Origin of the sequence: Winogradskyella aurantiaca (genome assembly GCF_003362725.1) — a bacterium.
Taxonomy (GTDB): Bacteria; Bacteroidota; Bacteroidia; order Flavobacteriales; family Flavobacteriaceae; genus Winogradskyella_A; species Winogradskyella_A aurantiaca.
Genome location: NZ_QKTV01000001.1, coordinates 767555 through 791292, shown reverse-complemented (window position 1 = coordinate 791292; position 23738 = coordinate 767555). Strand labels below are relative to the sequence as shown.

Here is a 23738-nt window from a genome sequence, read left to right as displayed (position 1 = left end):
AAACAAATTAAGCAATTCGTAATAATGCTTTGGTCCAACTGTATAAAGAAAACTGTACATCTCCTGTTTTAATCCAATGATATAAATCAAAATAATATTGGCAAATTCTATACAAGTCTACGCCGTCAGGCACCCTTCCATTATCATTCTTATTTATTTTAATATGATTTTTGTGGTCATAATTATTCGTTCCAAAGGATATTTTATGCTCATAACTAAGCTCGTGAAAAGACTTGAAATCTTGATCTGCCCCCCCATCCCGATCACAGAATTTAATAATAAAATCTTCCTTAGCCTCATAGGCCAATAGCCTTTTAACCCGTCGTTCCCATTTTTCTCCTGCTATGGCTTCATTCTCATAATGCATAAAGTGAATCTCCACATCATTGAGTAAGCCTACTGGATAATCAATGTCGTTATCGGTCCATTTAGACCTGTCTACGAAATACAATGAAAATGATAAATAATTTTCCAAATCACCTACCAATTTCACAAAGTCAGACCCATAAACAAATAGGCCGATAAATGGGGTGTTAAAAGGCTGTTTCAATCGCTTATAAATTTCACCTCCAAAACAATTATTGGCAACTATTGGTGGAATAGCCCCCCCATTAAGAAAATCAATATCTTTTTTTGAAGTAATCCGTTTTAAGGGCTGTCTTAGCCTCCAAATTATCTTATCTATCATCTAGTCTTTAATCATGGCTAAATAAAGTTTATCATACTCATTTTCAGCGAAATATTCCTCTTTTTTCCTTAGTTCAAAATTAAATCGATTTGTAACGTCATTTAAATCCGGTAAATCAGAAAAATTAAACGACTGTACCAACCCAGAATCATAAGGTTTAACTCCAAGCATTTTGTCTGAATACATTACGCATAAATTTAAAGCCAAATATTCAAACAACTTATTTGATGCATTAAACTTATAATTATCTGTTTTGGCCTTGTATAAAATTAGTCCTATATCGTATCCCAATAAGATAGCAGGTATATTATCATATTCGATTCCGTCTCTAAAAAAAGTTATATAGGACGAATTCAAATTAGATAAATATTGTACCGTATCTTCATGTAGGTTATAAGCGTATATATCTAATAATGCATTTCCTTCCTGAGAATTCACCCAATCACAAAATTCCTTTATATATGTATCTTGTAATGATAAGGACCCAACATATACAAATTTTAAAGGAAACGTATGCCTTATTCTTTTGTCTGGGTTTACAGCCCAGGATTTAGGTGGATAATTAGCTAAGACTTTTAGATTTGAAGATTCAATGTTTGGATGATCCTCATGGAAGAGTTCTAGTCTTTTATTATTGGTTTGAGAAATCCAATCAGCAGCCTTAAACAAATGTGACTTTTCATATTTATGGTATAGTTTGACAACCTTCATACCGTTTTCATACCAAGCCGGACCAGCATATTCATGAAAATGGATGTATAGCTTAAATGATCCTTTAAATAACAATTTATATAAATAAATTGGGAATGCTGAGTAACTCTCATAGTATAGAATGTGCGTAGGTCGGTATTTTAGAAGACCAAAAAAAGTAACACAATTAAAATAAAAATACTTAAATAGTCTATTTAATTGCAAATCCCTTTGCGTAGTGAAGGGAGTCCTATAAATTTTAGTCCTATCATTCTTTTTATAAGAAATACGGCCTTGAGTATTGGTGCTAGTCCAAACCCGAATTGACAGATCATTACGTAGGGAAAAGTAGTTCAATAAATTTGTAATAGGGGGGTAATACTCAACCGGTAAAAAATGTACTATCGCTACCTTTTTCATACCATTACCTTAGACAACAATCCCGAAAGAATAGATTCATAATCGTAACCTGAAGTGGTCGCTCTTTTATGCCCCCTATTAGATAAGGCTTCCAATTCGTCTTTGTTATTTAAATAGTATTTTACTTTTTGTGCCATTTCATCAAGGCTATCATAAAAAATAACTTCATCGTCTGAATAGAATGATTCAATTTCTGAGTTTCTTTCAGTGAGCAATGCCGTACCAATAGCTGGAATTTCAAAAGTTCTTGTAGTATGCAATTCAGGAAATCTTTTTGACAATAATCCCAAAGCAATTTTAGATCCCCCTATTAAATGAACGTAATCTTCCCCCAGCAACACATTTCCAACAAAATTCAAAGATGTATTGCCTTGATTCTTCTGTACAAACCTATCCCATTTATAACCAGCAAGTTTCACAGGAATCTCGTTGTCGATGAGTTTTTGAACAATATTATACCTGTGCAATTCACCCAATCCTATAAAGACTACACCATCTGATTTATTTGAATAACTAATCTTATTCTGATGCAATTCTTTTGAATAACCCTGCGAAACCATCAATAGTTTACTTTCATCAATTAGATCAAGGTAAAATTTCTGTTCATGGAATTTTGTAGAAATTACAAAATCATAGTAAGGCAGCGATTTAATAAACAACCTCGATTTATTTGAATAAAAGGCCATATCAGGTGTGAAATGTACTAATGTCTTACAAATAGATTTAAGAACTCTTGTTGTAGTTGGTTTAATATAAGTTCCCTTATCCACCCATATAAGATCATAGTTCTCACCTTTGGTTTGAGATAAGATAGTAGTATTTATTTTTTGAACTAATACACCAAAATTAAACCTAAAGGACATTGTGCGCCAAAATCGTGTGACTTGATCCATTAATACTCGGGTATCAATGACATCAAACTTAGAATGATGTGAGAGCTTCTGAAGCATTTCACCACGCATACGAGAAGTGCTCCCGTTGTTGTATTGTCCAATGTATAATACTTTCAAACTGACTTAAAATTCCATTTCTAATTCTCTAACATATCTTTCTACCCCGAAAAGATCCACTAATCGCTGTCTAATCTCCTTCCTTTCTTTTTCAGTAAGCACAATCAGATTATTTAGTAGCAGTTTTAGCAATTTCATTTCCCATCCCGTTTCTTTTTCCACTAAAAACTTGTTAAGGTTTAAAGCGGTATTAATCTCACCTGTACCGCCTTTATTGAAGCTTATAAATGGAATACCTCTAGACCAACTCTCAAGTCCAATCCTACCAAGAGGTTCGTTATCATTAAGGTGAAGCACCACATCCAAATCATTATACATTTTATCTTGGTCAGTTACAAATCCCTCAAATATAATTGTAGGGTATGTGCTAGAATTGAAATGATTATAAAAATCGAAGGTTGATGATTCTTCTATAACTATATCCCCGTAGAACTTAAAAACGAAACTATTAATTTGACCTCCCACTTTTAAGAAATCAAATAACTGATTGTAATTGGAAATTCCCTTTGTCTGTGAAACACGTCCAATTATTCCAATAGTTGGTAGTGTCTTGATTTCGTTATTGGAAAGAGGAACATCTCTTTTTGTACTAATTGGATCATAAATCTGAATATGATTGTAAGACTTAAGGTGTGATGAAATAAAAGCTGAAATGCTTACTAATCGTAGATTAGGCGGTATAGAACCTAATCGTTCTTTCTTACAGTCTTCTAAGAGTCTTATATGAAGAATGATTTTCTTTGATTTCAAGATTTTCGCAGCAAGTTTCGCATATTTTATATGTCCGCCTTCATTGATATATAGCGAGGAGTACTTTTTAAAAATAAACAATAATAGAATCTTTACGTACAATAATGATAAGTTATCAAATCCTTTTATGTCATGCTTGTCTTGAGTGATTAACTTGTTATAAAAACTGGAGTCTTTAGGCACAAAAACCAAATACTTATTCTTCGTAAAGGAAAGAAAATCATAAAGCACCTGTTCACTTCCATAAAAATTTCCGGATGGGCTAACTATTATTGTTTTAGATATCAATTTCAATAATTTAAAATGCTGATTTCAAGACTTCTAACCATGATCTATTGCATGATTTTCTTATTTGATTTACCTTTATTATACTTTTTTGATTTATCAAAAGTCTTATTAAATCTCTTGAGAGCCTATGATTGTACTTATTAATCGCTAGTCTTCTTTCATTTTCCTCAAGAGGGCATAAATCTGAACCTAGCATTTGCATTACTATTCGATAGTTATTTACAAGGTAACTATTGGTAACCATACCTTTTTTATACTCCTGATTTTCATGTTCTCTCCAAAAGACAAGATCTGGAACAATTTTTAGAATATCATGTTGCTGGGCTATTCTAAACCAAAATTCTGTGTCTCCTACATATCGTTCTCCTGTAAAACCGCCCAAAGCTTCAAAGATATCCTTTCTTATAATAGTATTAGTGGGTGGCGCGCCCATAACCCCTCGCATAACAAATTCTCTATAATAAGATTCTTTAGGAGAAAGTAGAAAAGGATATGGTTTTACGTCTTCCACCACCTTTTGTGATATACCTAGCGCAGCGCTAGGAAAGGAATCCATTGAGTCAACCATAATCTCTAATCCATTAGGATATATAATGTCATCCGCATCCAAATATTTTAAATATTGTCCTTTTGCCAACGATGCCGCCTTATTCCTATTTGGGTAATCCCCAAGGTTGACTTCATTTATAAACACTTTTATGCGTTTATCAATTTGAGCATAATTCTGAGCAATTTCTACTGATCGATCATGTGATTGATCATCAACGATGATCATCTCCCAATTTTGATAGGTTGAATTTAAAACGCTCTTGATACAATCCTCTAGGTATTTTTCCCGATTATAAACAGTAGTAAGTACCGAAACTTTTGGGAACATACGGTGATTTATTTTCTGTGTTGCTGAATCCATTCTGCTATAATTTTTGATACAGTTTCTCCAGAGGATTTATACAAATGAATACCGTCATGAAACACAAAGTTCTCATGCCTTTCAGTTAAATCTAAATAGCCGTTTGACTTAGCTATAATTTTAGTTATTCTAGTATCAAAGTCATGCATTAACTTGTTCTCAGCAGCTAGCATTTCTTCTGATACTGGTAACCTAACCAAATACACCTCTCCAAATTCTTGAAGATATTCGATCATTTCACCTAATACTCTTAATCTATATTTCGAAAAAAAATACTTTCCTTCGTTGGATTCTATCCAACTATCCAGATTTCTCTTTCTATTATTAATCAAACTAATACTATCGATTTTGGCAAACACCTCAAGCCAACCATTATCATGCAAATAATACCATTGTTGTTGTTTTTCAATAAGATCCCCAAATCTCCCATTATAAGCTCGCAAAAGGTAAAATGGATTTGGGTTCAAATTTACATATGACACTTTATTTAAAAAGCCTGTATTCTCTCTAAATACCGAACTATCATTTGGATCTAAACGTTTAGATGAAATACTCCATGGATCAATGGTAATAATATAGGTGCCTTTCCCTCCCCTCTTATTCAACTTCTTCTTAATGCTGTTAAAATACACATCCCCAAATGGACTTGTTCCAACTGTAAATGAATAATTAAACATACTAGTGCCTAGAACTTCATCAATGACAGTAGGCTGCAATCCTTGAGCAGCTTTGGATGTACCAAGAATAAGATCACTTTGTTTTGATGTTGTAAATCTCAAATAATAAGGATCTGAATGCCCATCTGCCCACGAGAAAACCCAAACCAACAACAAACAAATAAGTCCGGAAAACACTAATACAAGGGAAATAAAACGCTTCATTATTAAAACTGAAAATATATAAACTCCTGAGGTTCTCCGTTAGAATACATAATTATAATTAAAACAATTAACAAATAAAATCCCCAACGTAAAAAGGTCGTTTTCAAGAACCCACACTTCTGGATGGCATACTTTTGATTGCGGCCAAACCATTCAATAACGTTAAATACTACTAACAATACAATCATAAAGAGCAGTTCTTGAATTGCAGGGCTTAGATAGGTTAAAGTAAATAGTCTTATGCTATTATTCAAAAATAACTCTGAACTTGGCAATTCGAAAAAACCTAAAGAAAAGATCTTCGAATATAAGTGCAATGCATGACTCAATGTATCAGCTCTAAACATGATCCAAATAAGCACCACCATCAAAAATGTAACAACTATACTAACAAGCTCTCTTAACTTTGGAAAAATTCGATCAGTAGCAACAATTTGAATATTTCTCCTATTTCTTGAAGTTAGTAATAAGGGTAAAAAGCAAAATGCGTTTATTGCCCCCCAGAAGATGAAAGTCCAATTGGCCCCATGCCAAAAACCACTTACCACAAAGACAATTATTGTATTCCTTACAGCTAAGAATCTGCCCCCTCTACTTCCACCTAGCGGAATGTATAAGTAATCTCTAAACCAAGTAGATAAACTTATGTGCCATCGCCTCCAAAACTCTGCTATATCCCTTGAAAAATAAGGAAAGGCGAAATTTTGCTTCAAATCAAATCCAAAAAGCCTAGCTGTACCGATGGCGATATCTGAATACCCTGAAAAATCACCATAAATCTGAAACGCAAAGAAAATAGAACCCAGAAAGATGGTACTTCCATTGTAGGTTTCTGAATTACCAAAAATTTCATTCACGTAAATCGCACAGTTATCCGCAATAACAACCTTCTTAAACAACCCCCATAATATCTGCCTCATTCCATCTACAGCGTCGCGATATATAAATTTTCTTTGCTTATAAAATTGGGGCAATAAATTAGACGCCCGCTCAATAGGACCCGCGACAAGCTGCGGAAAGAAGCTTACAAATGATGCAAAAGCAACAAAATTCTTAGTTGGTTTAAGAGTACCTCTATAAACATCAATTGTATAGCTCAAGGTTTGAAAAGTATAAAAGCTGATTCCAACAGGAAGAATAATATTCAAGCTCGTCAATGATAAGGAATGACCAAAAAAACTGAAGGCATCAATAAAACTATCTACAAAAAAATTGTAATACTTAAAGAAAGCCAGAAAGCCAATATTTACAATAATACTTAAGGCTAGCAACCCTCTTTTTTGCCCTTTCATATTGGCTCTAATAATCGATATACCAATAAAATAATCCAATATGGTGCTAAATGCGATCAAAGCCAGAAAACGCCAATCCCACCAACCATAAAACACATAGCTCGCTAAAAGAATTAAGATATTTTGCACTTTGATTGATTTGTTAAAAACAAACCAATAAAGCCCGAAAACTATCGGTAGAAAAATGGCAAAATCAAGTGAATTAAAAAGCATCTTTGTCTGTCTAATGGAGTATCAATTACAAAATTTTCATAATTAAAAAGCCTTAATAAATTGATAGAATGCCTTGATGCTAGGGTATTTAGATAATATGAACTTCATGTATTGCAGCCTTTGTTTTTTATTCAATCTCGGTCTCATGTAGGTGTAAGACAGCAACCAAAAATCGGCTTGTTTCTGTTTTCTCCTTTTGCTATTTCGTGCCTTAACTTGCGCATCTACGTAACTATCCACAATGTCATTCACCCTTTGAAACGTATCAAGTGCCACACCATTAAGGTAAGTAAGATTAGTTGCATTATTATCATGCCTTCGATACATCGCGAGAACTTGATTCGTATGGGCTATTTCGTAATGGTTCGCTATTCGAATCCACATCTCACGATCTTCCATACAATCAAGTCGCCTATCGAAAACCCCAATTTTCTCGTAAACGTTTCTTTTAACAACCATTGAAGGTGTTTGGATAAGTTGTTCTACATAGAGTTGATCAAGAATATTTTCAATAACGCCATCTTCTTGTTTAAGCATCCCTGTTAAACCAGTCCATTTATTAGCCGCGTCTATGTAAATCGAACGGCAAAAAGCCGCTCCTACTTGTGGATGCCGCTCAAAAATATGAGCCATGATTTCATAAAACCCTTCCCTTACCATATCATCACCATGCAATTGATGCACAAGGTATCCTCTGCTAGCTTGCAACCCAGATTCATAATTGCGTACCTTCCCTACATTTTGCTTCTGTCTTATAAATTTCACCCGCCCATTGCCATGCTTCTTAATTATAGCTTCAGGATCATCTTTAGTAGAGCAATCATCAACAACAATAATCTCCATTTGCTCTGGCCCAGGATCTTGAGACAATACAGACTCCAAAGTATATCTCAAATAATTAGCGCAATTATAAGTAGGTATAACTACGCTCCATAGAGGACGATTAAGGTCTTTCTCAACTGGCTTAATATATGTTACATGACTTTCCAAACAGACTAATTGTTACGATTAATTACTTACTGTGAATCCCCATTTTTTTATATCGATTCCATAATGCTCATATAACTGGCTCATGTCTTGCTGTAATTCTTTTTTAATAAACTTACTTTCTTTTTCAGACAAAAGTTTTTGTCTGCTCGGAAAAGAAATGATTAGAATTTTTTTTAGAACTTTCTTCAATAATTCAATACGATACAAACCCATTCGATCAAAAAATAGATCAATTTTCATTTTTTTTCTATTCACAGGTTGCGTTTTATTCTGGTACGCCGAGAGCTTTAAATTAATTTTAAACTTACCAGCTCCAACAAAATCAAATACTTTATTACTAAGGCTTATTGGATCTTTTTTTAACTCATCAAAATCAACCACAAGTATGTTTTTTTCAGCAAATTCTGCCACATATTGTTGCAACTGCATGTAGTATTTGGATGTATTAATTAGATGCGGAGACGTAATTTTATATTTCCAACTTAAATCATTTTGCATGAAGTTGTAATGGGACCTTATTCTATCGAATGGATTTCTCACAATCATTATAAAAAAGGGATCCAAGCCATACTCCTTTATTCTATTAGGTACGCCTGTTACAGTAGGATATTTTGCATATCCAGTAGATCCATCTAAAACGTATTTATGTTTGGGGGGATTAAAATCAAAAAAACTTTCATAGGACCTATTAGCTTTCTGATAATCTGAATAGTACTCTGAAAAGTACTGTGGTTCTTTGATGTTACATGGGCATATTTCGGGATGTTGTGCTAGGTAATCGTATAACTTAGAAGTCCCACACTTCATAGAACCTATTAACATTATCGGACGTACTTGATTCATTTTCATATGAGTAAAGGCATTCAATGAATAGATGTTTGAGCCTAATTAGGTTTTATTTTACTTTTCAACCAATAGAAGGGTTTGGTAATACGGTTTCCTAACCGCCAATTGCCAGAAGCTCTTAATATATTCACTTTTTCATTCGCTATAACCATTTTTAGTGCATTGTCCATTGTTTCATCTATGAATTCTTTTTGATATGCTTCCGGAATACGAGGATTCAAATAATAGGCAGCTCTTATAAATGCTTTTGCCAAGTTTTTTGAATTTGCAGTATAATTATCTGAGGACATATGATAATTACATAGTACTTCATCCAGCCACAGGTATGATGAACCCTTTAAGGCGACAATCACATTAAACACCCAATCTTCACAACGATACCTATAGTCTTCAGGGAATGGTATCTCGTTCTCAGACCATAAATCTCGTTTGTATAATACAGCATGAGGCGGAAAAGCAACGCCATTGTGCCACCCAAACAATAATTGCCTTAGTGGTTTTTCTTTTATAATTTCGAATGGATAATAAGCGTACTTGTTGTTCTTTTCGTAATAATATTGATGATCGCATACACAAATAGAAAACCCTTCATTAGTTATTAACGCTCCAATTTGTTTCGTTAATTTTTCAGGTAACAGCGTATCATCCCCGTCCAAAAAGTTTATGTATCTACCTTCTGCTATTTGAAAACCCGTGTTTCGAGCAGCAGATACACCAGCGTTCTTTTTATATATATATTTAAATCTTTGATCCTCAGAAGTTTGTTTGCTTATAATTTCCCGACTCTTATCTTGTGATCCATCATCCACAACGATACACTCCCAATTAGAATAAGTCTGATCTAAAACACTTTGTAGGGTTCTACCAATGTACTTTTCCTGATTATAACAGGTTACGATAATTGAAACTAAAGGACTGACTTTTGTTTTTTCTAACATCTAAAATTGATTATTGCAAACTATCATTTGTTAATACCTTATCAAACTGATGAGCTAAAGTTTTTGTCAGTTGTTTTCTATCGAACTCAGCAAATTTATTACTGTAATCTAACTCTATTTTCCCTTCTCGCCATTTCAAATATGCATTTATGAGTACGTCTCTTACCTTCTCAATATTCTTAAGACCTGAGACTTCACCACATTTTAAACGGTTAATCAACCAACTATCCCCCCCGTCTTCATCCACTATGGCAATCATCCACTTATTAGCATTTAGATAGTCATAAATCTTTCCTGAAATAACATCAGAACCCTCACCTGAAATGCTTTGGATAAGAATCAAGGCATCTGAATTTGTCATTAGATCAAAACTCTCTTTTCTGGAAACCACACCAGTTATTTTAATATTATTTTGTGAATTGTAACTTTCAATCAATTCACGAAATTCATCTACATATCCAATTATTCTTAATTCAACCGCCTCACTAAATTCTTTATTGGTACAAGCCAACTTGAACCCCTCTAAAAAAAACTCTGGATCCCTAATGCCCGCGGTTAGCCTTCCTATATAACTAATTACGAATTTGTCCTTTTGCACTTTATCTTTTCTCCTAACTGCATTAGAAACTTCAAATCCATTAGTAATAGTGGTAGTCTTACCTGAAATAAACGGATATCTTCTTACATACTCCTTTTCAGTCAACGGACTTGTAAAGACCACTAGTGATGCATGTTTTAAATATTTTGTTTCCCGCTGCTTTAGAGTGATTTTTTCTTTTTCATCATCTGTTCTCCAGAGTACCCCATAGGTTAAAGGGTCCCGTAAATCCATCACATAAGGTAACTTCAAAAGTCTAGAAGACCAATAACCAACTGTAAGATCTTGCCAAGCCGGACCTGTTGCCCAAATCAATTGAAAGTCTTTAGACAAGTTTAATCGTAATATTCGAAGAACTGCTCTAACTTCCCATTCTTTTTCCCCTAGGGTTAGCTGAAATGGAAGATACAGCAATCTTGATAAAATTTTGACTTTACCAGTTACCTGATTGAGTAATCGATCAAAATAAGAGATGAGTTTAAATTCTTCAAGTTTTGTCTTTATAGATTGTAATCTATAAACTCGAGTTTTTGGATGTAATTCCTTAAGCTTATAGGCATCACTTTTTTCAACATAATAGTTGATATAATCAACTTGACTAATTACTTGAGGGTAATAACCATAAGAACTTATATGCTTTACAAATTGAAAAGGTCGTTCTGTTCCACTATAGTTTATCGGTGGAAAGGCATAGGCCACCATGATAATATTTTTTGGGTCTCTCTTTCTCCCCACTTAAATCTATTGATGTTATTTCTTTCTCTCTATAGCTTTCTTCATTTCATCAATGTACATCTTTGAAATGGTGTCTACCCCCCATTCTTCAATGGCAAGCTCTTGATTCTTTTCACCCAGATCGGTTTTTGATAATGTTACGGCTTTTTCAATTGCTTGTTTTAAACTTAATTCATAACCTTCTATAAATGTAGGATTTCCAGTTTCATTTAATAATTCTCCAATATCACCACCATTTCTTCCAACAACGACTTTTGAAAAAGTGAAAGCCAGGGTTATGTTTCCAGAATTTAGCTCCTTTTGTCTGGGTATGAGCATAAAATCAGCTGAATTAATATATAAGTGTGCATCCTCCTCCTTGATAAACCCCTTTTCTATTTGTAACGTTTTATTCCTCTTAGCAAACCATCTATCCAATTTCCACACCCACTCTCTCAATCGGATGTAGCCTATTTTCCTTCTGGATACTTTCCAACTTGGGGATAAGAGGATTTTATTTTCAGTAGGGATGAAGGAAAAAGCTTTTTTTATAAATTCTTTCTCTTGCTCAAAAACTGTCCCAAAAACTAACATCACAAACTTATCATCACCAATTTTTAGCTGTTTGCGAGCGCTCGATTTAGTAGATGAATTGGGTATTGCAGCATAATTTTGATGCGGTATAACAACATGGTGAATGTCCTTATGTTCTGGATACCACTCCTTAAATTGCTTTATACTATAATTGGCAAAATGAACAACAGTATCGCTGTAAGAACTAACCATTTTATATAAATTCAAGAAATCTTGATCATGCCTTCTATGTGGATATTGAACGTGTCTCGTATAAATAATGGTAGAATGCTCTTTCCAATATTTTAAACAGGTCTCAATTTTATTGAATAATTCAGCAGGAAAAGGCTCCGTTCTAAAAACATATTTCTGCACATCATAGGATAAAAATTCAGGCCAATGCAAGTGAACAACATCATAGTCGTTCTCGCATCTCCAGAACTCTTTATAATTGTAAACAACTTCTGCATGCTTTTCAAGACCTAGTTTCAAGTCCTCCATAAATCGGTTGCCCTGAAGAACAAAATTGGCAAATAATATCTTCATGTTTGATGTACTATTTTATCACTAAATTTCCTTCTGCTATCTCCCTCTTTTTAACTGCCTCATAAACGCGTCTCATCCCCTCTTCGATAGAAATTTTTGGCTCCCATCCCAAATTCTCTCTCACCCAGGTCATATCACAATAGCGACTGTGAACTCCTACAGGTTTATCTAGAAGTGGTTTAATCTCAGGTTCATAGTCAGCGAACTTTGTAAATATTTTTATTAAGTCCCTAAAACTAGTGAGAATCCCTTGTCCAATATTTATAGCTGTACCATCGTGAATTTTGTCCATAGCCACTTCAATACAATCCAAAACATCATCAATGTGTACAAAGTCTCTACCTTGATGACCTGACCCCCACACTTCAAAAGGTTCTTCTTTGAACACTGCTCGTCTCGCAATCGCTGGGGTTGGATATGAATAATCCTGATCCTCACCATATCCTGAGAATGGTCGTATGCAAGTAATGCTTACATCATAATGTTTTGCAGTTATTTGTGCTAAAAACTCACCTGTAAGCTTTGTCCATCCATAAGTCATATCAGGCTGGCCCATCCTAGTAAAATCTATATCGGACTCTTTCAATTGAATAGTGTTATCTTCTGTTTGTAAATCTATCGGATAGGCAGCACTTGAACTAGGGTAAAGAACTCGATCCGGTTTATGCCGACTCACCCAGTAAAAGAACTCCGCATCAATTGACAAATCCAAGGCTACTTGAATAGGATCTCCATCGATCATTGCCCTTCCCCCGACGATCGCTGCAAAGTGATATACGTTGGAAAACTTTGTGAGATTTAAATTGAGCTGTTCCTTTATATAGTTTGGCTGATGTACCAAATTTTTCAAGGTAACTCTAAAATCCTCTTCAATAAAAAAGAGGCGACGATCTTCTCCATACACTTCGACAGCACCATTCTTGTTTTGCAATTCATGATCTAGCCAAGTCTTAGGGTGTTTACCGACAGATAAATTATCAATGAACAGAATGTAATCATTAGTATTCTTGTAAAGGCGTTTTACCATATTACGGCCAACAAAACCACAACCACCGGATATTAAATGTATTTTCATTAGATAGGACTAATTTATATTGTAATATTAAATTTATTTCAGATTATGAATTGCTAAGAATTTTGTTCTTTATTGAAATCAATCTATTGGTAATAGCATTTCTCCCAAAGGCATTAAAAAAATTCAAATCAAACAGACCATAGCGTTTTTTTAATCCCTCAGGATATTTAAAAATCGAAGTCAACACCAGCATTTTGGGCTTTAAGCCTTTAAGACTTAAGACCTGAAAATATAAATATTTTTGCTCAAAAAGATCCTTCGTAATTTTATCAATATCTCGATTTTTTCTCAACCAACTCATGACACTTTTCCAACGCTCTAGGCGAAACTTGTCCATGTCCTGTACACTAGTTGATCGTTGTTGATCATGTACCCCACGAATACAAGTTGCTTCGTTTAACTCACCTGGAAAAAAATTAGCCGTAAGACTCATCTTAATAAAAAGATCCACATCTTGCTGCAATTTTAATGCTGTATTAAAAATTCCAGATTTATTAAATACTTCTTTTTTTATTGTTAAACCGTCTATCCCCCATGAGCCTTCAACTTTTCTTGGATGCTCAGAAATAAATACTAAAGGTACTTCTGATGGTTTCACAACATCCGAGAAAGTCAACACTTCTTGATTCACTGTATTTAAAAAGATCTCCTTAGATTGATCGCTATAATAATGAATACCCATACAGTTGTAGACCCCATCCGCCTCTGGATGCTTCTCAAATATTACTTTGTCCTTTTCGTACCTATTTGGAAGTAAATAATTATCCGCATCTGCGAATGTGATATAATCACATTTAGCTAATGATAACCCATAATTTCTCGTGGCACCGCATCCATGATTCTCATTATCTGGATGTTGAAAAGCTTTTACTTTACTATACTCCTTAGCTAATTGCAAACACAGTTTCCATGATTCATCTGGAGATTTATCCTCTACAAGAATTATTTCTTTAACAACATCATGAGACTCCGCACTCTCAACCGCCTTTCTTAAAAAAGGTTCGGCGTTGTATACCGGAATAACAATAGAAACTTCAAATTTTTGATTAGAGTTCACTAATTATATCATTTATGGTTGCTAAATGGTTCTCCATAGTATATTTAGAAGTAATTTTTTCTTTTCCTTTAAATCCGAACTCTTTAACCAAAGCTCTGTCATTTGCCATTTTAATCATGGCATCTGCCATTGCATCAATATCATTTTCCTTAACTAATAATCCAGTTTCTTCATGCTCAACAACGTCAGGAATTCCAGCATGAAAAGTGGAAACAACCGGCAATCCTGCTGCCATAGCTTCAATTATACCAACTGGGGTACCTTCGCTATCACCATTATGCGCCACTAAAGAATGTTGAACAAAAAGAAATGCTGTGCGCAAGTGCTCAATAATATACTTTCTTTCCAAGCTTCCTAACAAAAGAACACTATCTTCCAAACCTAAACTCTTCACCAAGTTTTGACTAACATCAAACAATTCGCCATCACCAATCATTTTTAATTTTAGGTTTGGTAATTTTTCCAAGACCTTCTTAAATGCCAAAATAGTTAGGTAAGGCGCTTTTTTATAGGTGTGTCGTCCAACAGAAATTAAATAATCTGATTCATAATCAACAGCTACCTCAGTATAGTCTGGATGAGGACCATATGTATTTAAAACAATCTTATAATCAGGACATCCTATGTCCTGTAAAGCCAAAGACATTGCCCTAGAAACCGCTATTATTTTGTATGCGTTTTCAAACATGTATTTATAACCCTGTTTGAATCTCTCGATGGTTCGGAAACTTGAAGCATCAATACCGTGAAAATGAACAATTAAGGGAATCTGCAACTTCACACAAATTGGAGCAATAAAACTACCCGCAGTTCCGTATTCTGCCAACACAGTACTTATATTATTGTCTCGAATATAACGTTCAATTAAGGCCTCCTTTGTAAGCTTTGCCTTGTTTTTAAGATCGATTTTGAAATAAAGATGATGTGGCAATATTTTTTTAAGCCTATCAGTAATTCCAAGTTTCGGTTTATACACTTCCAGAAGACTTTGCCCTGCCTCATTTTTAAAATCTAAATCCCAGCCATACAAATAATAAATCGTACCATTTAATCGGTCGATATGGGCCCTTATAAAAGTTTCCGTTAGGCCTATCCTTGTAGGGGAAACAATTAGTATATTTTTAGTTATGGACAAGTTTATCTATTTACTATTGAGAAACGCCGCAAAAATCTAGAACAACTTTTGTAGTTGTATTATTTTCTAAGTTTCTGAATTCGTTATGAGCCACCAAATAGGCTACAATATCTGCTTTATCAAAAGCCTGCTGGTAGGGCGTAAGCTTAAACACTGAATGAGAGGTAATATTCGGTTCCACAAAGTAGATCTCATCCTCATTATTTGTGTTCTGTAATATTTTCTGAGCTACATATTTAGCTGGTGATTCTCGCAAGTCATCGATATTAGGCTTAAAAGCCAAGCCCATCAAGGCCACTTTGGGTTTTATACCATTGTCAATTCTATACTGAAGAATTGCGTTTTGTATTTTTTCAGCTACCCAAAACGCCTTGTAATTATTCACCTCTCTTGCTTTGGCGATTATTTGAGATTCAAAAGGAAACTCAGAAACTATAAAATAAGGATCTACCGCAATACAGTGGCCTCCAACCCCACAACCTGGATTTAATATATTAACTCTTGGATGCTTGTTAGCTAAACGGATAAGTTCCCAAACATTAATGTTCGCTTTGTCACAAATAATAGATAATTCATTGGCAAAAGCAATCTGAGAATCTCTTGATGCATTTTCTACTAACTTACACATTTCAGCCGTTCGGGCATTAGTACCAAACAATTCACCCTTAACAAATTTGGAATAAAACGACATGGCCCTTTCAGTTGAAGTATTATCTACACCACCTATTACACGATCATTATTCACCAATTCTTCCATAATATTTCCTGGAAGAACCCTTTCAGGACAATAGGCCATTTTAATACTCCCATTAAGTTCTGGTCTGCTCTCAAGAATTAGCTGTAACATTTTATCAGTGGTCCCTACGGGTGAAGTAGATTCAATAATAACTAAATCGTCTTCTTTTAGAAGCGGAATTATAGCTTCCACAGCATTTTGTACAAATGAAATGTCGGGTTCAAAATTATTGACAAATGGAGTGGGAACTACCACCAAATAAACATCTGCCATCTTTATGAACGTATTAGCCTCTAATAACTTATTCGCTACTGATGTTTGAACATGCTGTAAAAGATCGGTCTCAACAATATGTATTTGCCCTTTATTAATAGTATCAACAACCTTTTCATTAACATCCATTCCAAAGACTTGAATATTATTTGAAGCTAATAAGGCTGCTGTAGGCAACCCAATATATCCTAAACCCACTACACTTACTATCATATACCAAATTGTATTTTTAATTCCTTAATAATTTTTTCAGAAGCCTTACCATCACCATATGGATTATGCTTATTGCTCATTGACAAATATTTAGAGTCATTATCCAATAACATACTCAACTCTGATACAATCTTTTTTCTGTCTGTACCTACAAGAATCACTGTCCCTGCCTCTACTGCTTCTGGTCGTTCTGTCGTATCTCTCATTACTAGTACCGGCTTGCCTAAGCTAGGCGCTTCCTCTTGAACACCACCGCTATCCGTCAATATGATATGCGCCTTATTCATTAGCCATATAAATTCCTTGTAATCTAATGGTTCAATCAAGGAAATATTAGGTTGATTAGATAATCTTTCATAGACAACATCTTTTACGTTGGGATTTAAGTGTACCGGATACACTACATGCACATCTTTTCGCCTACTTATTTCCAAGATTGCATCGCAAATGGACATAAATCCATCCCCGTGGTTTTCGCGTCTATGACCTGTTACGAGAATTATTTTCTTATCTCTATTAACACCTCTTAAAATATCATCACCCGAGTAACCTTCCATTTTAAGTTTTTTAACCCCCATGAGCAAAGCATCTATAACAGTATTCCCTGTAATGAAAATAGATGAAGAAGAAGTTCCTTCTTGAATCAAATTTTCAGCAGAGGTTGTTGTTGGTGCAAAGTGAAAATCCGTCAATTTATCGGTAAGTTGCCTATTCATTTCCTCAGGGAATGGCGACCATTTATTATACGTTCTAAGCCCTGCCTCCACATGTCCGATTTTTGCTCCAAAATAAAATGAAGCTAAACTAGCAGCAAGCGTGGTCGTTGTGTCACCGTGGACTAAAACCACATGTGGTTGAGTTTTCTCTAAAACAGGCTTCAACTCATTAATAACAGAGGCTGTAATGGAATTTAAAGACTGATTCGCTTTCATGATATCCAGATTGTAATCGTAGGATAAGTCAAAAAAATCAAGCACCTGAAACAACATTTCTTTGTGCTGTCCTGTTAAACAAACGGTGACATTAAATAATTCTGGATATTCCTTTAACTCATGAATGACAGGCGCCATTTTAATAGCCTCAGGCCTTGTGCCAAAAACAAACAAAACATTCTTCATTTGTTGTTTCTTTTTATCAATTGAAATACAGTTCTTAAACGTGCCCTTGGGCGCACAAATAAACGTAATTTCAACCAATTAGACTCAAAACTTATTTTAAATCTTGAATAAATTGAAGGTTTACGTGCATCCCCATAATAGAGTCGTTCCTTAGGTAGATTTATAAACCAAGGAATCCGAAGATAAGCCGTTGAATTTGTTGCATATGACCATAACAATTTAGCCCATTTACTGCTAGTGACCTCACTGCTGAATTCATCTATAATTTTAATCCGTGCATTTTTGCTCAATTGAGAATATATATCGGGATTGTTAATCAATTTTTGTAAACAACCTAGATAATCATCCTCCAAAGAATTTAGTACAAATCCATTTTTACCTTCATCAATAATTTCATGAATTCCCCCTTGTCCAACATAACATACCGGGACTAATCCACAGGCCATTGCTTCCATTAAAGCAATTGGCATTCCTTCATAATCGCTCATCAAAGTAAACACGTGGTGCTTTGATACTTCCGAAAGTATTTTTTCTGGGGGTATCACACCACCATAAGTAACTTTATGACCTTTTTCATCGGAAATACGAGATACAACTTTATCTTTTTCCTCTCCAGAACCATATATAGTAAATTCCAATCTTGGGTCGGCTTGCGATGTTTTAATAAACCTTTCAACCAAACGTTCTATCTGTTTTGCCTCCTTAACCAGTCTTCCAGCATATACAATTTTCAGGCTCGAATCTAATTCCTTGTTAAATTCTATTTGAGGTAGTCTTGTTCCACAAGGAATAACCGAGCATTGTAGATTTGATTTAGGGTTGAAATATTTTTTTTTAATATAGTCAGACACGGCAACAAATTCTGTAAGCCGTCCTTTACTTGATCGATCACCGAAATTATATATTACCGAATCATAGAACTGATCATGTGAGTGTAAAACTCCAACTACTGGAATGTTACTTTTATTTAAATATCTGGCACTATATAGCGCTGGAATTACGAGATTAGCGACTAACATGTCAAAGGATTTCGCTTTGACAACTTGCAATAATAATTTTAGCTGATCCTCAATAAAAGGGAATTTAGTTCTTGAAATTAAATGATATGGTAAGTTATTCGCCTTAAAAAAATTAATTGTTGGACAGGTCTCTAGAGATTCCTTATATACAAATAAGACTTCAACATCCATCCCATGTATTACCCTGAGATCAGGAATAAGTCTTTGGATCCAAGCATTTGGACCTGAAGCGACTAACCCAGGGGTATCATAGGCGCAAAACAAGATTCTCATTGCCTTAATCCTTTCTCAACCAATTTAAGGTGAGTATCGGCCATTTTTTGAACTGAAAACTCGCTTGAAATTCGTTTTTTGTTATAATCTCCGATGTCTTGCTTTAATTTCGGATCTCTTAAAATACCCAGTACTTTATCTGAAAATGTTTTATAGTCATTTGGAGGGACTAAAACGTGTTTTTTGTATTTAAGTCCTAGGGCTTGTTCCATACCAGAAATATGAGTACCAACTACTGTTTTTCCTCTTTCCATACATTCCAGAACACCATTTGGACAACCCTCTAAATTTGAACTAAAAACACAAAAATCCATAGCCTCTATAAGCTCTTGAACATTTTTTAATGAACCCGTAAAAGCTATATGATCCGATAATTTAAGATCAAAAGCTAAAAGGCGGAGTTGATCATAAGTTCGCGCTTTGCGACCAGCGAGTATCAAAAAAGGCAACTGTTCCTCAGCTTGACGACATGACCTAATCACCTCTGACCAGGCTCTTATTAAGGTATCGTGATCTTTTCGCTCTGTAATATTGGCTATCATTGCAACTAATGGTCGACCAGGGTCAACACCTAGTTTTTTATGCCAATCAATTTTCTGAATATCACCCATGTATGGAATAACACCATTGTTTATAACTGTTATTCTCCCCTCTGTTAAGCCATAGGCTTTAATTAAAGCGTTTTTACCCTCAAATGAATTGGACACAATAGATGGCACTTTATTGATAAGGTTCTTCTCATGTGAAGTGCCATAAAGGTTTCTTCCTTCCTCCCGTTGATTCCAAAAAGCAAACCGTGCTCCAGAAAAACTCCAAATTTGAGCTACGACCTTGTTGGATTCCGCCACATAAGGAATAAGTACATCTGGCTTTTCTTTCTTAAGCAACTTAATTAATCGGTAATAATTAAACACCTTTTTTAATTTGCCTGAATGATGTTTAAATGGAAACACAATAATCTCAATCCCCTTACTTTCCAGTTTTTGCCTAAATTCTTGCCCATCTTCTAAAGCAAGAAATTTTACATGTCTCGAAACATTAGTTTTCAAGTAATCGGCCAAAATTAATGCCTGGCGCTCTGCGCCGCCAAAAGGACCGACGGTGTTAACCACAAAAATGTATCTAAGATTGGAAAGCATTGAACGATCGTCGACTGAAATATTACCTGTATTCACTTAACCTAAAAATTCTTCGGAGTATATAATTGATTAAATCACCCATTTAACAAAAATTAATCAAACTTGTAAAATTAAATTTTCCCGCAGTTCTCAAAGTTTTTCTTCACAATTAGCGCTATGACAATTTGAGATTTTCTTGATATCTGCTCCTAGTGTTCGATACTTTCTAAAAAATCTTCCAACTGAGCTACTTCAGGCCACATTTGACCACTTTTCCAAATTAAAGTACCGTCAACATCTTGCTCCCAATGTCCTGGACAATTATGTACTGCCCAATTTGCAAAGGTATAGCTTATTTCACATATAATAGGTTCCGAGTTTTTATACAGACCATCAATAGCACAACTCTGCATCTGCAGTTTTTTTGCCACTTCAAATGCCAATTTGACAAAGCGAACATCAATGTTTTGGTATTCAAAATCTATGTTACCTGAACCGCTAGCACGAAAATCATTTGGCCTATTAAATCTACGAAAAGCAAATGCTCTATTTCCAATAACTGTTACTCTTGTGTCAAATTCATTGCCAGGAAGGAACTCTTGAACTAATAAATAGTTTTTATGAAAAGCAAAACTCTTATTAGGATTAACGGTAACTTTTTGACCGAAGAATGCCCTCCCATTTTTCAGCGTTTTCAAAGCAGCCCGGAATCTTAAGTAATAGCCTAAACTAAAATTATCAAGTTTGAAAAGGGATTCTTCTGATAAATCAAATACCCCATGAGAAAACAACTTTTGAGCCCAATCTAATAACTTAGATGAGGATTTTATTAATTTAACATTTTTTGAGCCGGCACCATTATAAAGTTTTAATACGAGCGGATAAGTTGCTTCGTTTTCCACCCATTCCGACAAACTATCATAATCATACCAAATCCATGTTTTAGGTATGGGCATATTATGTGTCTCGAGCAAATACGCTTGAGCAATTTTATCGTCGTAGTGCCAACTGGTCATTAGGTTTGGAAAGCATGGAATTTTCAGATAATTTTCAATTACAGGAAATATCCTTAACGCTATATCTCTCATATTAGATAAATGTGCCCAACGCCACATAAAAGCATCAACACCTTTTAACTCTTCAAAAAGATACGGCGACTTGACATCAACAATTTTTACCTCATGCCCCTTTGCTTTTAAGATAGATATCCACTTATCAGACGAGCAGTCTGAATCTCTTGAATTACCAACACCCGCATATCCATCTGGACAAATGGCAACCGTAAGTTTGTTCAAAGTTTCCTATATTTTATTGTTTACAATGTTTTCCATTTGGCTGGAAAAATAATATTAGATCCACTTGGAAAATGCGATTTCACAGAAATCGTCAACGCATTATCAACTCTTAAATATGGAGTCATCATGTCACCGGAATAAACAATAATTGTCACTGCGTGTTTTCCTGTGTTTAAGTAAAGGTTTGGAATATTAACCTCGACTTCTGGATTTGAATTTTCTGAACAATCCAGAATATATCCCTTACCACCATTTCCAATGATATCAATAACTGGTACTAACTCAGGGTTCCAAATTATAATTTGTAAATGTAAGCTATCAATATCAACATGTTTCTGAAAGGTCAGCTTAAAACGAATATCCTGTCCATGACTTAGATCAAGCGTTTCGCCAAAATTTGCGCTTGCTTCAACTGTCTCACCAGTAAATTTCAGTAGACTAACATTTTGTCCACCGCTGACACTCACCTTTGATTTCTTAACTAGATTATAGTATTGGTCTATTCCCAGACCAATATCATTTGTTTTACAGATAGCTTTGCCCGATGACATAACCAAGACTTCATTGGCTATTCTAAATATTTGAGGCATAGAATGCGAGACAAAGATTACAGCCGAACTGTCCAATAATTTGGAAATTTTATTCAAACATTTTAATCTAAATGCAACATCACCAACCGCCAGTACTTCATCAATAATCAAGATATCTGGCTTCATTTGGGCAGCAATAGAAAATCCCAATCTCACCTTCATACCAGAGCTGTAATTCTGTACTGGCATATCAATAAACTCCTCTATTTCTGAGAACTCTATAATTTCATGAATCTTATCGTCTATCTCCTTTCTAGTAAATCCTAAAATGGCGGCATTATTGTAAATGTTTTCTCTTCCAGTTAATATTGGGTTAAAACCAGCCCCTAATTCTATTAGAGCACCTACTCTGCCATTCATGGTAACCTGCCCTTCATCTGGGTTTATGAGCCCATTGAGGATTTTCAATAAGGTAGATTTACCAGCCCCATTATGCCCTATTAAGCCAAGACATTCTCCTCTACGCAGCTCAAAACTCACGTCTTTAACCGCCCAAAACTCTTTTGGTCTAAGTTGACCCTCCTTCTCATCATTCTGAAAACGAAAAAACAAGTCCTTGACACCGTACCAAAGACTAGTTTTAAGATCTTTACAGAATTTCTTCGATAACCCTTCTACCTTAACTAATACTTCACCGGCCATACTTATGCACTTATTCGTTCAACTATTATTGGAATAGCTAACCTATATATTGTTAAACTAAATAGCAAAAGTATGCCACCTATGAATATCAATATTAGAAAATACTCTAAAAAGGGAGGATGCTGCCCCACCAACAAGGCTCTAAGAGTTGTAAGTAGTGGTGTAAAGGGGTTATAGACCATCATAACTCTCATAATACCACTTTTTGGGATGCCATACACTACTGGAGTCAAATACATTAACAAAGATAGCCCCATCGAGACTAATCTAGAAATATCATTATATAGTAACCCTAAAGGAGTTAAAAACAATCCTATTGCTGTACCAAAAAGAACCAAACCAAGGACTGCAATTGGAAACATAAGGAGTGACCAATTAAAACCAACGCCCAAAACAAAAACCAGTACAAACAGCAATAGAATTTTCACACTACTATTAAAAACCAGTTTATAAACCCCTGACAGTATTAACGCTTCTTTTGGGAAATTAATTTTGGACAATATTGTTCTCGATGCATTGGTGCTTTGGGTTGGCGCATTTATAGATTCTACCAAGATCGACCATAATAATGTCCCTGAAAACGCATAAACAGGATAGGGCATACCGGTATCTGAAATTGCAATTGTTCCGCTGTTTTTTAGAACCATCCAAATTGCTGCGTTAGCAACAGGAGTTATAAATAGCCATAAAAGACCTAAGTACGACTGACGATATTGAGCTTTTATATCTCTTTTTGCAAACTGAAGCGCAATAAAATTAGATGAAAACAGATCTCTAATTGATGCCCTCATTAAGGTGAAAAACCCGTCCTTGCTTGACTTTCTGTATATCCTTTGTTCCAACAATA

General features: G+C 34.8%; 22 protein-coding genes. All 22 read right to left on the bottom strand.

Annotation, left to right across the window (positions count from 1 at the left end; translation table 11 throughout):
- Positions 1 to 7: 7 nt before the first annotated feature.
- The gene (locus DN064_RS03595) at positions 8 to 688 is read right to left on the bottom strand and encodes a DUF1919 domain-containing protein (RefSeq protein ID WP_115461228.1); all 681 of its coding nucleotides are present in this window, start codon (positions 686 to 688) and stop codon (positions 8 to 10) included.
- Complete coding sequence (locus tag DN064_RS14140) at positions 689 to 1399, bottom strand: glycosyltransferase family protein (protein ID WP_157962224.1); 711 nt, start codon at positions 1397 to 1399, stop codon at positions 689 to 691.
- Between the two features lie 395 nt (positions 1400 to 1794).
- Positions 1795 to 2808, bottom strand: a complete 1014-nt coding sequence (locus tag DN064_RS03585; RefSeq protein ID WP_157962223.1) for a glycosyltransferase family protein — start codon at positions 2806 to 2808, stop codon at positions 1795 to 1797.
- Between the two features lie 6 nt (positions 2809 to 2814).
- Positions 2815 to 3846 (bottom strand): glycosyltransferase, encoded by a 1032-nt coding sequence (locus DN064_RS03580; protein WP_157962222.1) that lies wholly within the window; start codon positions 3844 to 3846, stop codon positions 2815 to 2817.
- A 10-nt stretch (positions 3847 to 3856) separates the two neighbouring features.
- A complete protein-coding gene (locus tag DN064_RS03575) occupies positions 3857 to 4756 on the bottom strand; it encodes a glycosyltransferase family 2 protein (RefSeq protein WP_115461224.1) in 900 nt (299 codons plus the stop codon).
- Entirely contained in the window at positions 4732 to 5637 is a 906-nt protein-coding gene (locus tag DN064_RS03570; protein WP_115461223.1) for a hypothetical protein, read from the bottom strand. Before DN064_RS03570 ends, DN064_RS03575 begins: the two co-directional genes overlap by 25 nt.
- Before the next feature lie 2 nt (positions 5638 to 5639).
- Positions 5640 to 7142, bottom strand: coding sequence for an MBOAT family O-acyltransferase (locus tag DN064_RS03565; RefSeq protein ID WP_115461222.1), 1503 nt, complete (start codon positions 7140 to 7142; stop codon positions 5640 to 5642).
- A gap of 42 nt (positions 7143 to 7184) precedes the next feature.
- Positions 7185 to 8132 (bottom strand): glycosyltransferase family 2 protein, encoded by a 948-nt coding sequence (locus DN064_RS03560; RefSeq protein WP_115461221.1) that lies wholly within the window; start codon positions 8130 to 8132, stop codon positions 7185 to 7187.
- 18 nt (positions 8133 to 8150) lie between these two features.
- The gene (locus DN064_RS03555) at positions 8151 to 8999 is read right to left on the bottom strand and encodes a sulfotransferase (protein ID WP_157962220.1); all 849 of its coding nucleotides are present in this window, start codon (positions 8997 to 8999) and stop codon (positions 8151 to 8153) included.
- A gap of 17 nt (positions 9000 to 9016) precedes the next feature.
- Positions 9017 to 9916: a glycosyltransferase family 2 protein gene (locus DN064_RS03550; protein WP_115461219.1), complete on the bottom strand. Its 900-nt coding sequence runs from the start codon at positions 9914 to 9916 to the stop codon at positions 9017 to 9019.
- Positions 9917 to 9926: 10 nt separating this feature from the next.
- Positions 9927 to 11249 (bottom strand): glycosyltransferase family protein, encoded by a 1323-nt coding sequence (locus DN064_RS03545; RefSeq protein WP_157962219.1) that lies wholly within the window; start codon positions 11247 to 11249, stop codon positions 9927 to 9929.
- A 15-nt stretch (positions 11250 to 11264) separates the two neighbouring features.
- A complete protein-coding gene (locus DN064_RS03540; RefSeq protein ID WP_115461217.1) occupies positions 11265 to 12347 on the bottom strand; it encodes a glycosyltransferase family protein in 1083 nt (360 codons plus the stop codon).
- A gap of 10 nt (positions 12348 to 12357) precedes the next feature.
- Positions 12358 to 13422 carry an NAD-dependent epimerase/dehydratase family protein gene (locus DN064_RS03535; RefSeq protein ID WP_115461216.1) on the bottom strand — a complete coding sequence of 355 codons (1065 nt, stop codon included), beginning with the start codon at positions 13420 to 13422 and terminating at the stop codon, positions 12358 to 12360.
- Between the two features lie 43 nt (positions 13423 to 13465).
- On the bottom strand, positions 13466 to 14479 hold the full coding sequence (locus DN064_RS03530) for a glycosyltransferase family 2 protein (RefSeq protein ID WP_115461215.1): 1014 nt from the start codon (positions 14477 to 14479) through the stop codon (positions 13466 to 13468).
- Positions 14469 to 15614, bottom strand: a complete 1146-nt coding sequence (locus DN064_RS03525) for a glycosyltransferase (protein WP_115461214.1) — start codon at positions 15612 to 15614, stop codon at positions 14469 to 14471. Before DN064_RS03525 ends, DN064_RS03530 begins: the two co-directional genes overlap by 11 nt.
- Positions 15615 to 15627: 13 nt before the next feature.
- Positions 15628 to 16836, bottom strand: coding sequence for a UDP-N-acetyl-D-mannosamine dehydrogenase (wecC, locus tag DN064_RS03520; RefSeq protein WP_115461213.1), 1209 nt, complete (start codon positions 16834 to 16836; stop codon positions 15628 to 15630).
- The gene (wecB, locus tag DN064_RS03515) at positions 16833 to 17954 is read right to left on the bottom strand and encodes a non-hydrolyzing UDP-N-acetylglucosamine 2-epimerase (RefSeq protein ID WP_115461212.1); all 1122 of its coding nucleotides are present in this window, start codon (positions 17952 to 17954) and stop codon (positions 16833 to 16835) included. Before wecB ends, wecC begins: the two co-directional genes overlap by 4 nt.
- Complete coding sequence (locus tag DN064_RS03510; protein WP_115461211.1) at positions 17951 to 19246, bottom strand: glycosyltransferase family 4 protein; 1296 nt, start codon at positions 19244 to 19246, stop codon at positions 17951 to 17953. The genes wecB and DN064_RS03510 overlap by 4 nt, the downstream gene beginning before the upstream one ends.
- Positions 19243 to 20421 (bottom strand): glycosyltransferase family 4 protein, encoded by a 1179-nt coding sequence (locus DN064_RS03505; protein WP_157962218.1) that lies wholly within the window; start codon positions 20419 to 20421, stop codon positions 19243 to 19245. The genes DN064_RS03510 and DN064_RS03505 overlap by 4 nt, the downstream gene beginning before the upstream one ends.
- Positions 20422 to 20573: 152 nt before the next feature.
- Entirely contained in the window at positions 20574 to 21659 is a 1086-nt protein-coding gene (locus tag DN064_RS03500; protein ID WP_115461209.1) for an ATP-grasp domain-containing protein, read from the bottom strand.
- A gap of 20 nt (positions 21660 to 21679) precedes the next feature.
- The gene (locus DN064_RS14135; protein WP_157962217.1) at positions 21680 to 22891 is read right to left on the bottom strand and encodes an ABC transporter ATP-binding protein; all 1212 of its coding nucleotides are present in this window, start codon (positions 22889 to 22891) and stop codon (positions 21680 to 21682) included.
- Between the two features lie 2 nt (positions 22892 to 22893).
- A complete protein-coding gene (locus DN064_RS03490; protein WP_198659398.1) occupies positions 22894 to 23733 on the bottom strand; it encodes an ABC transporter permease in 840 nt (279 codons plus the stop codon).
- Positions 23734 to 23738: the final 5 nt, after the last annotated feature.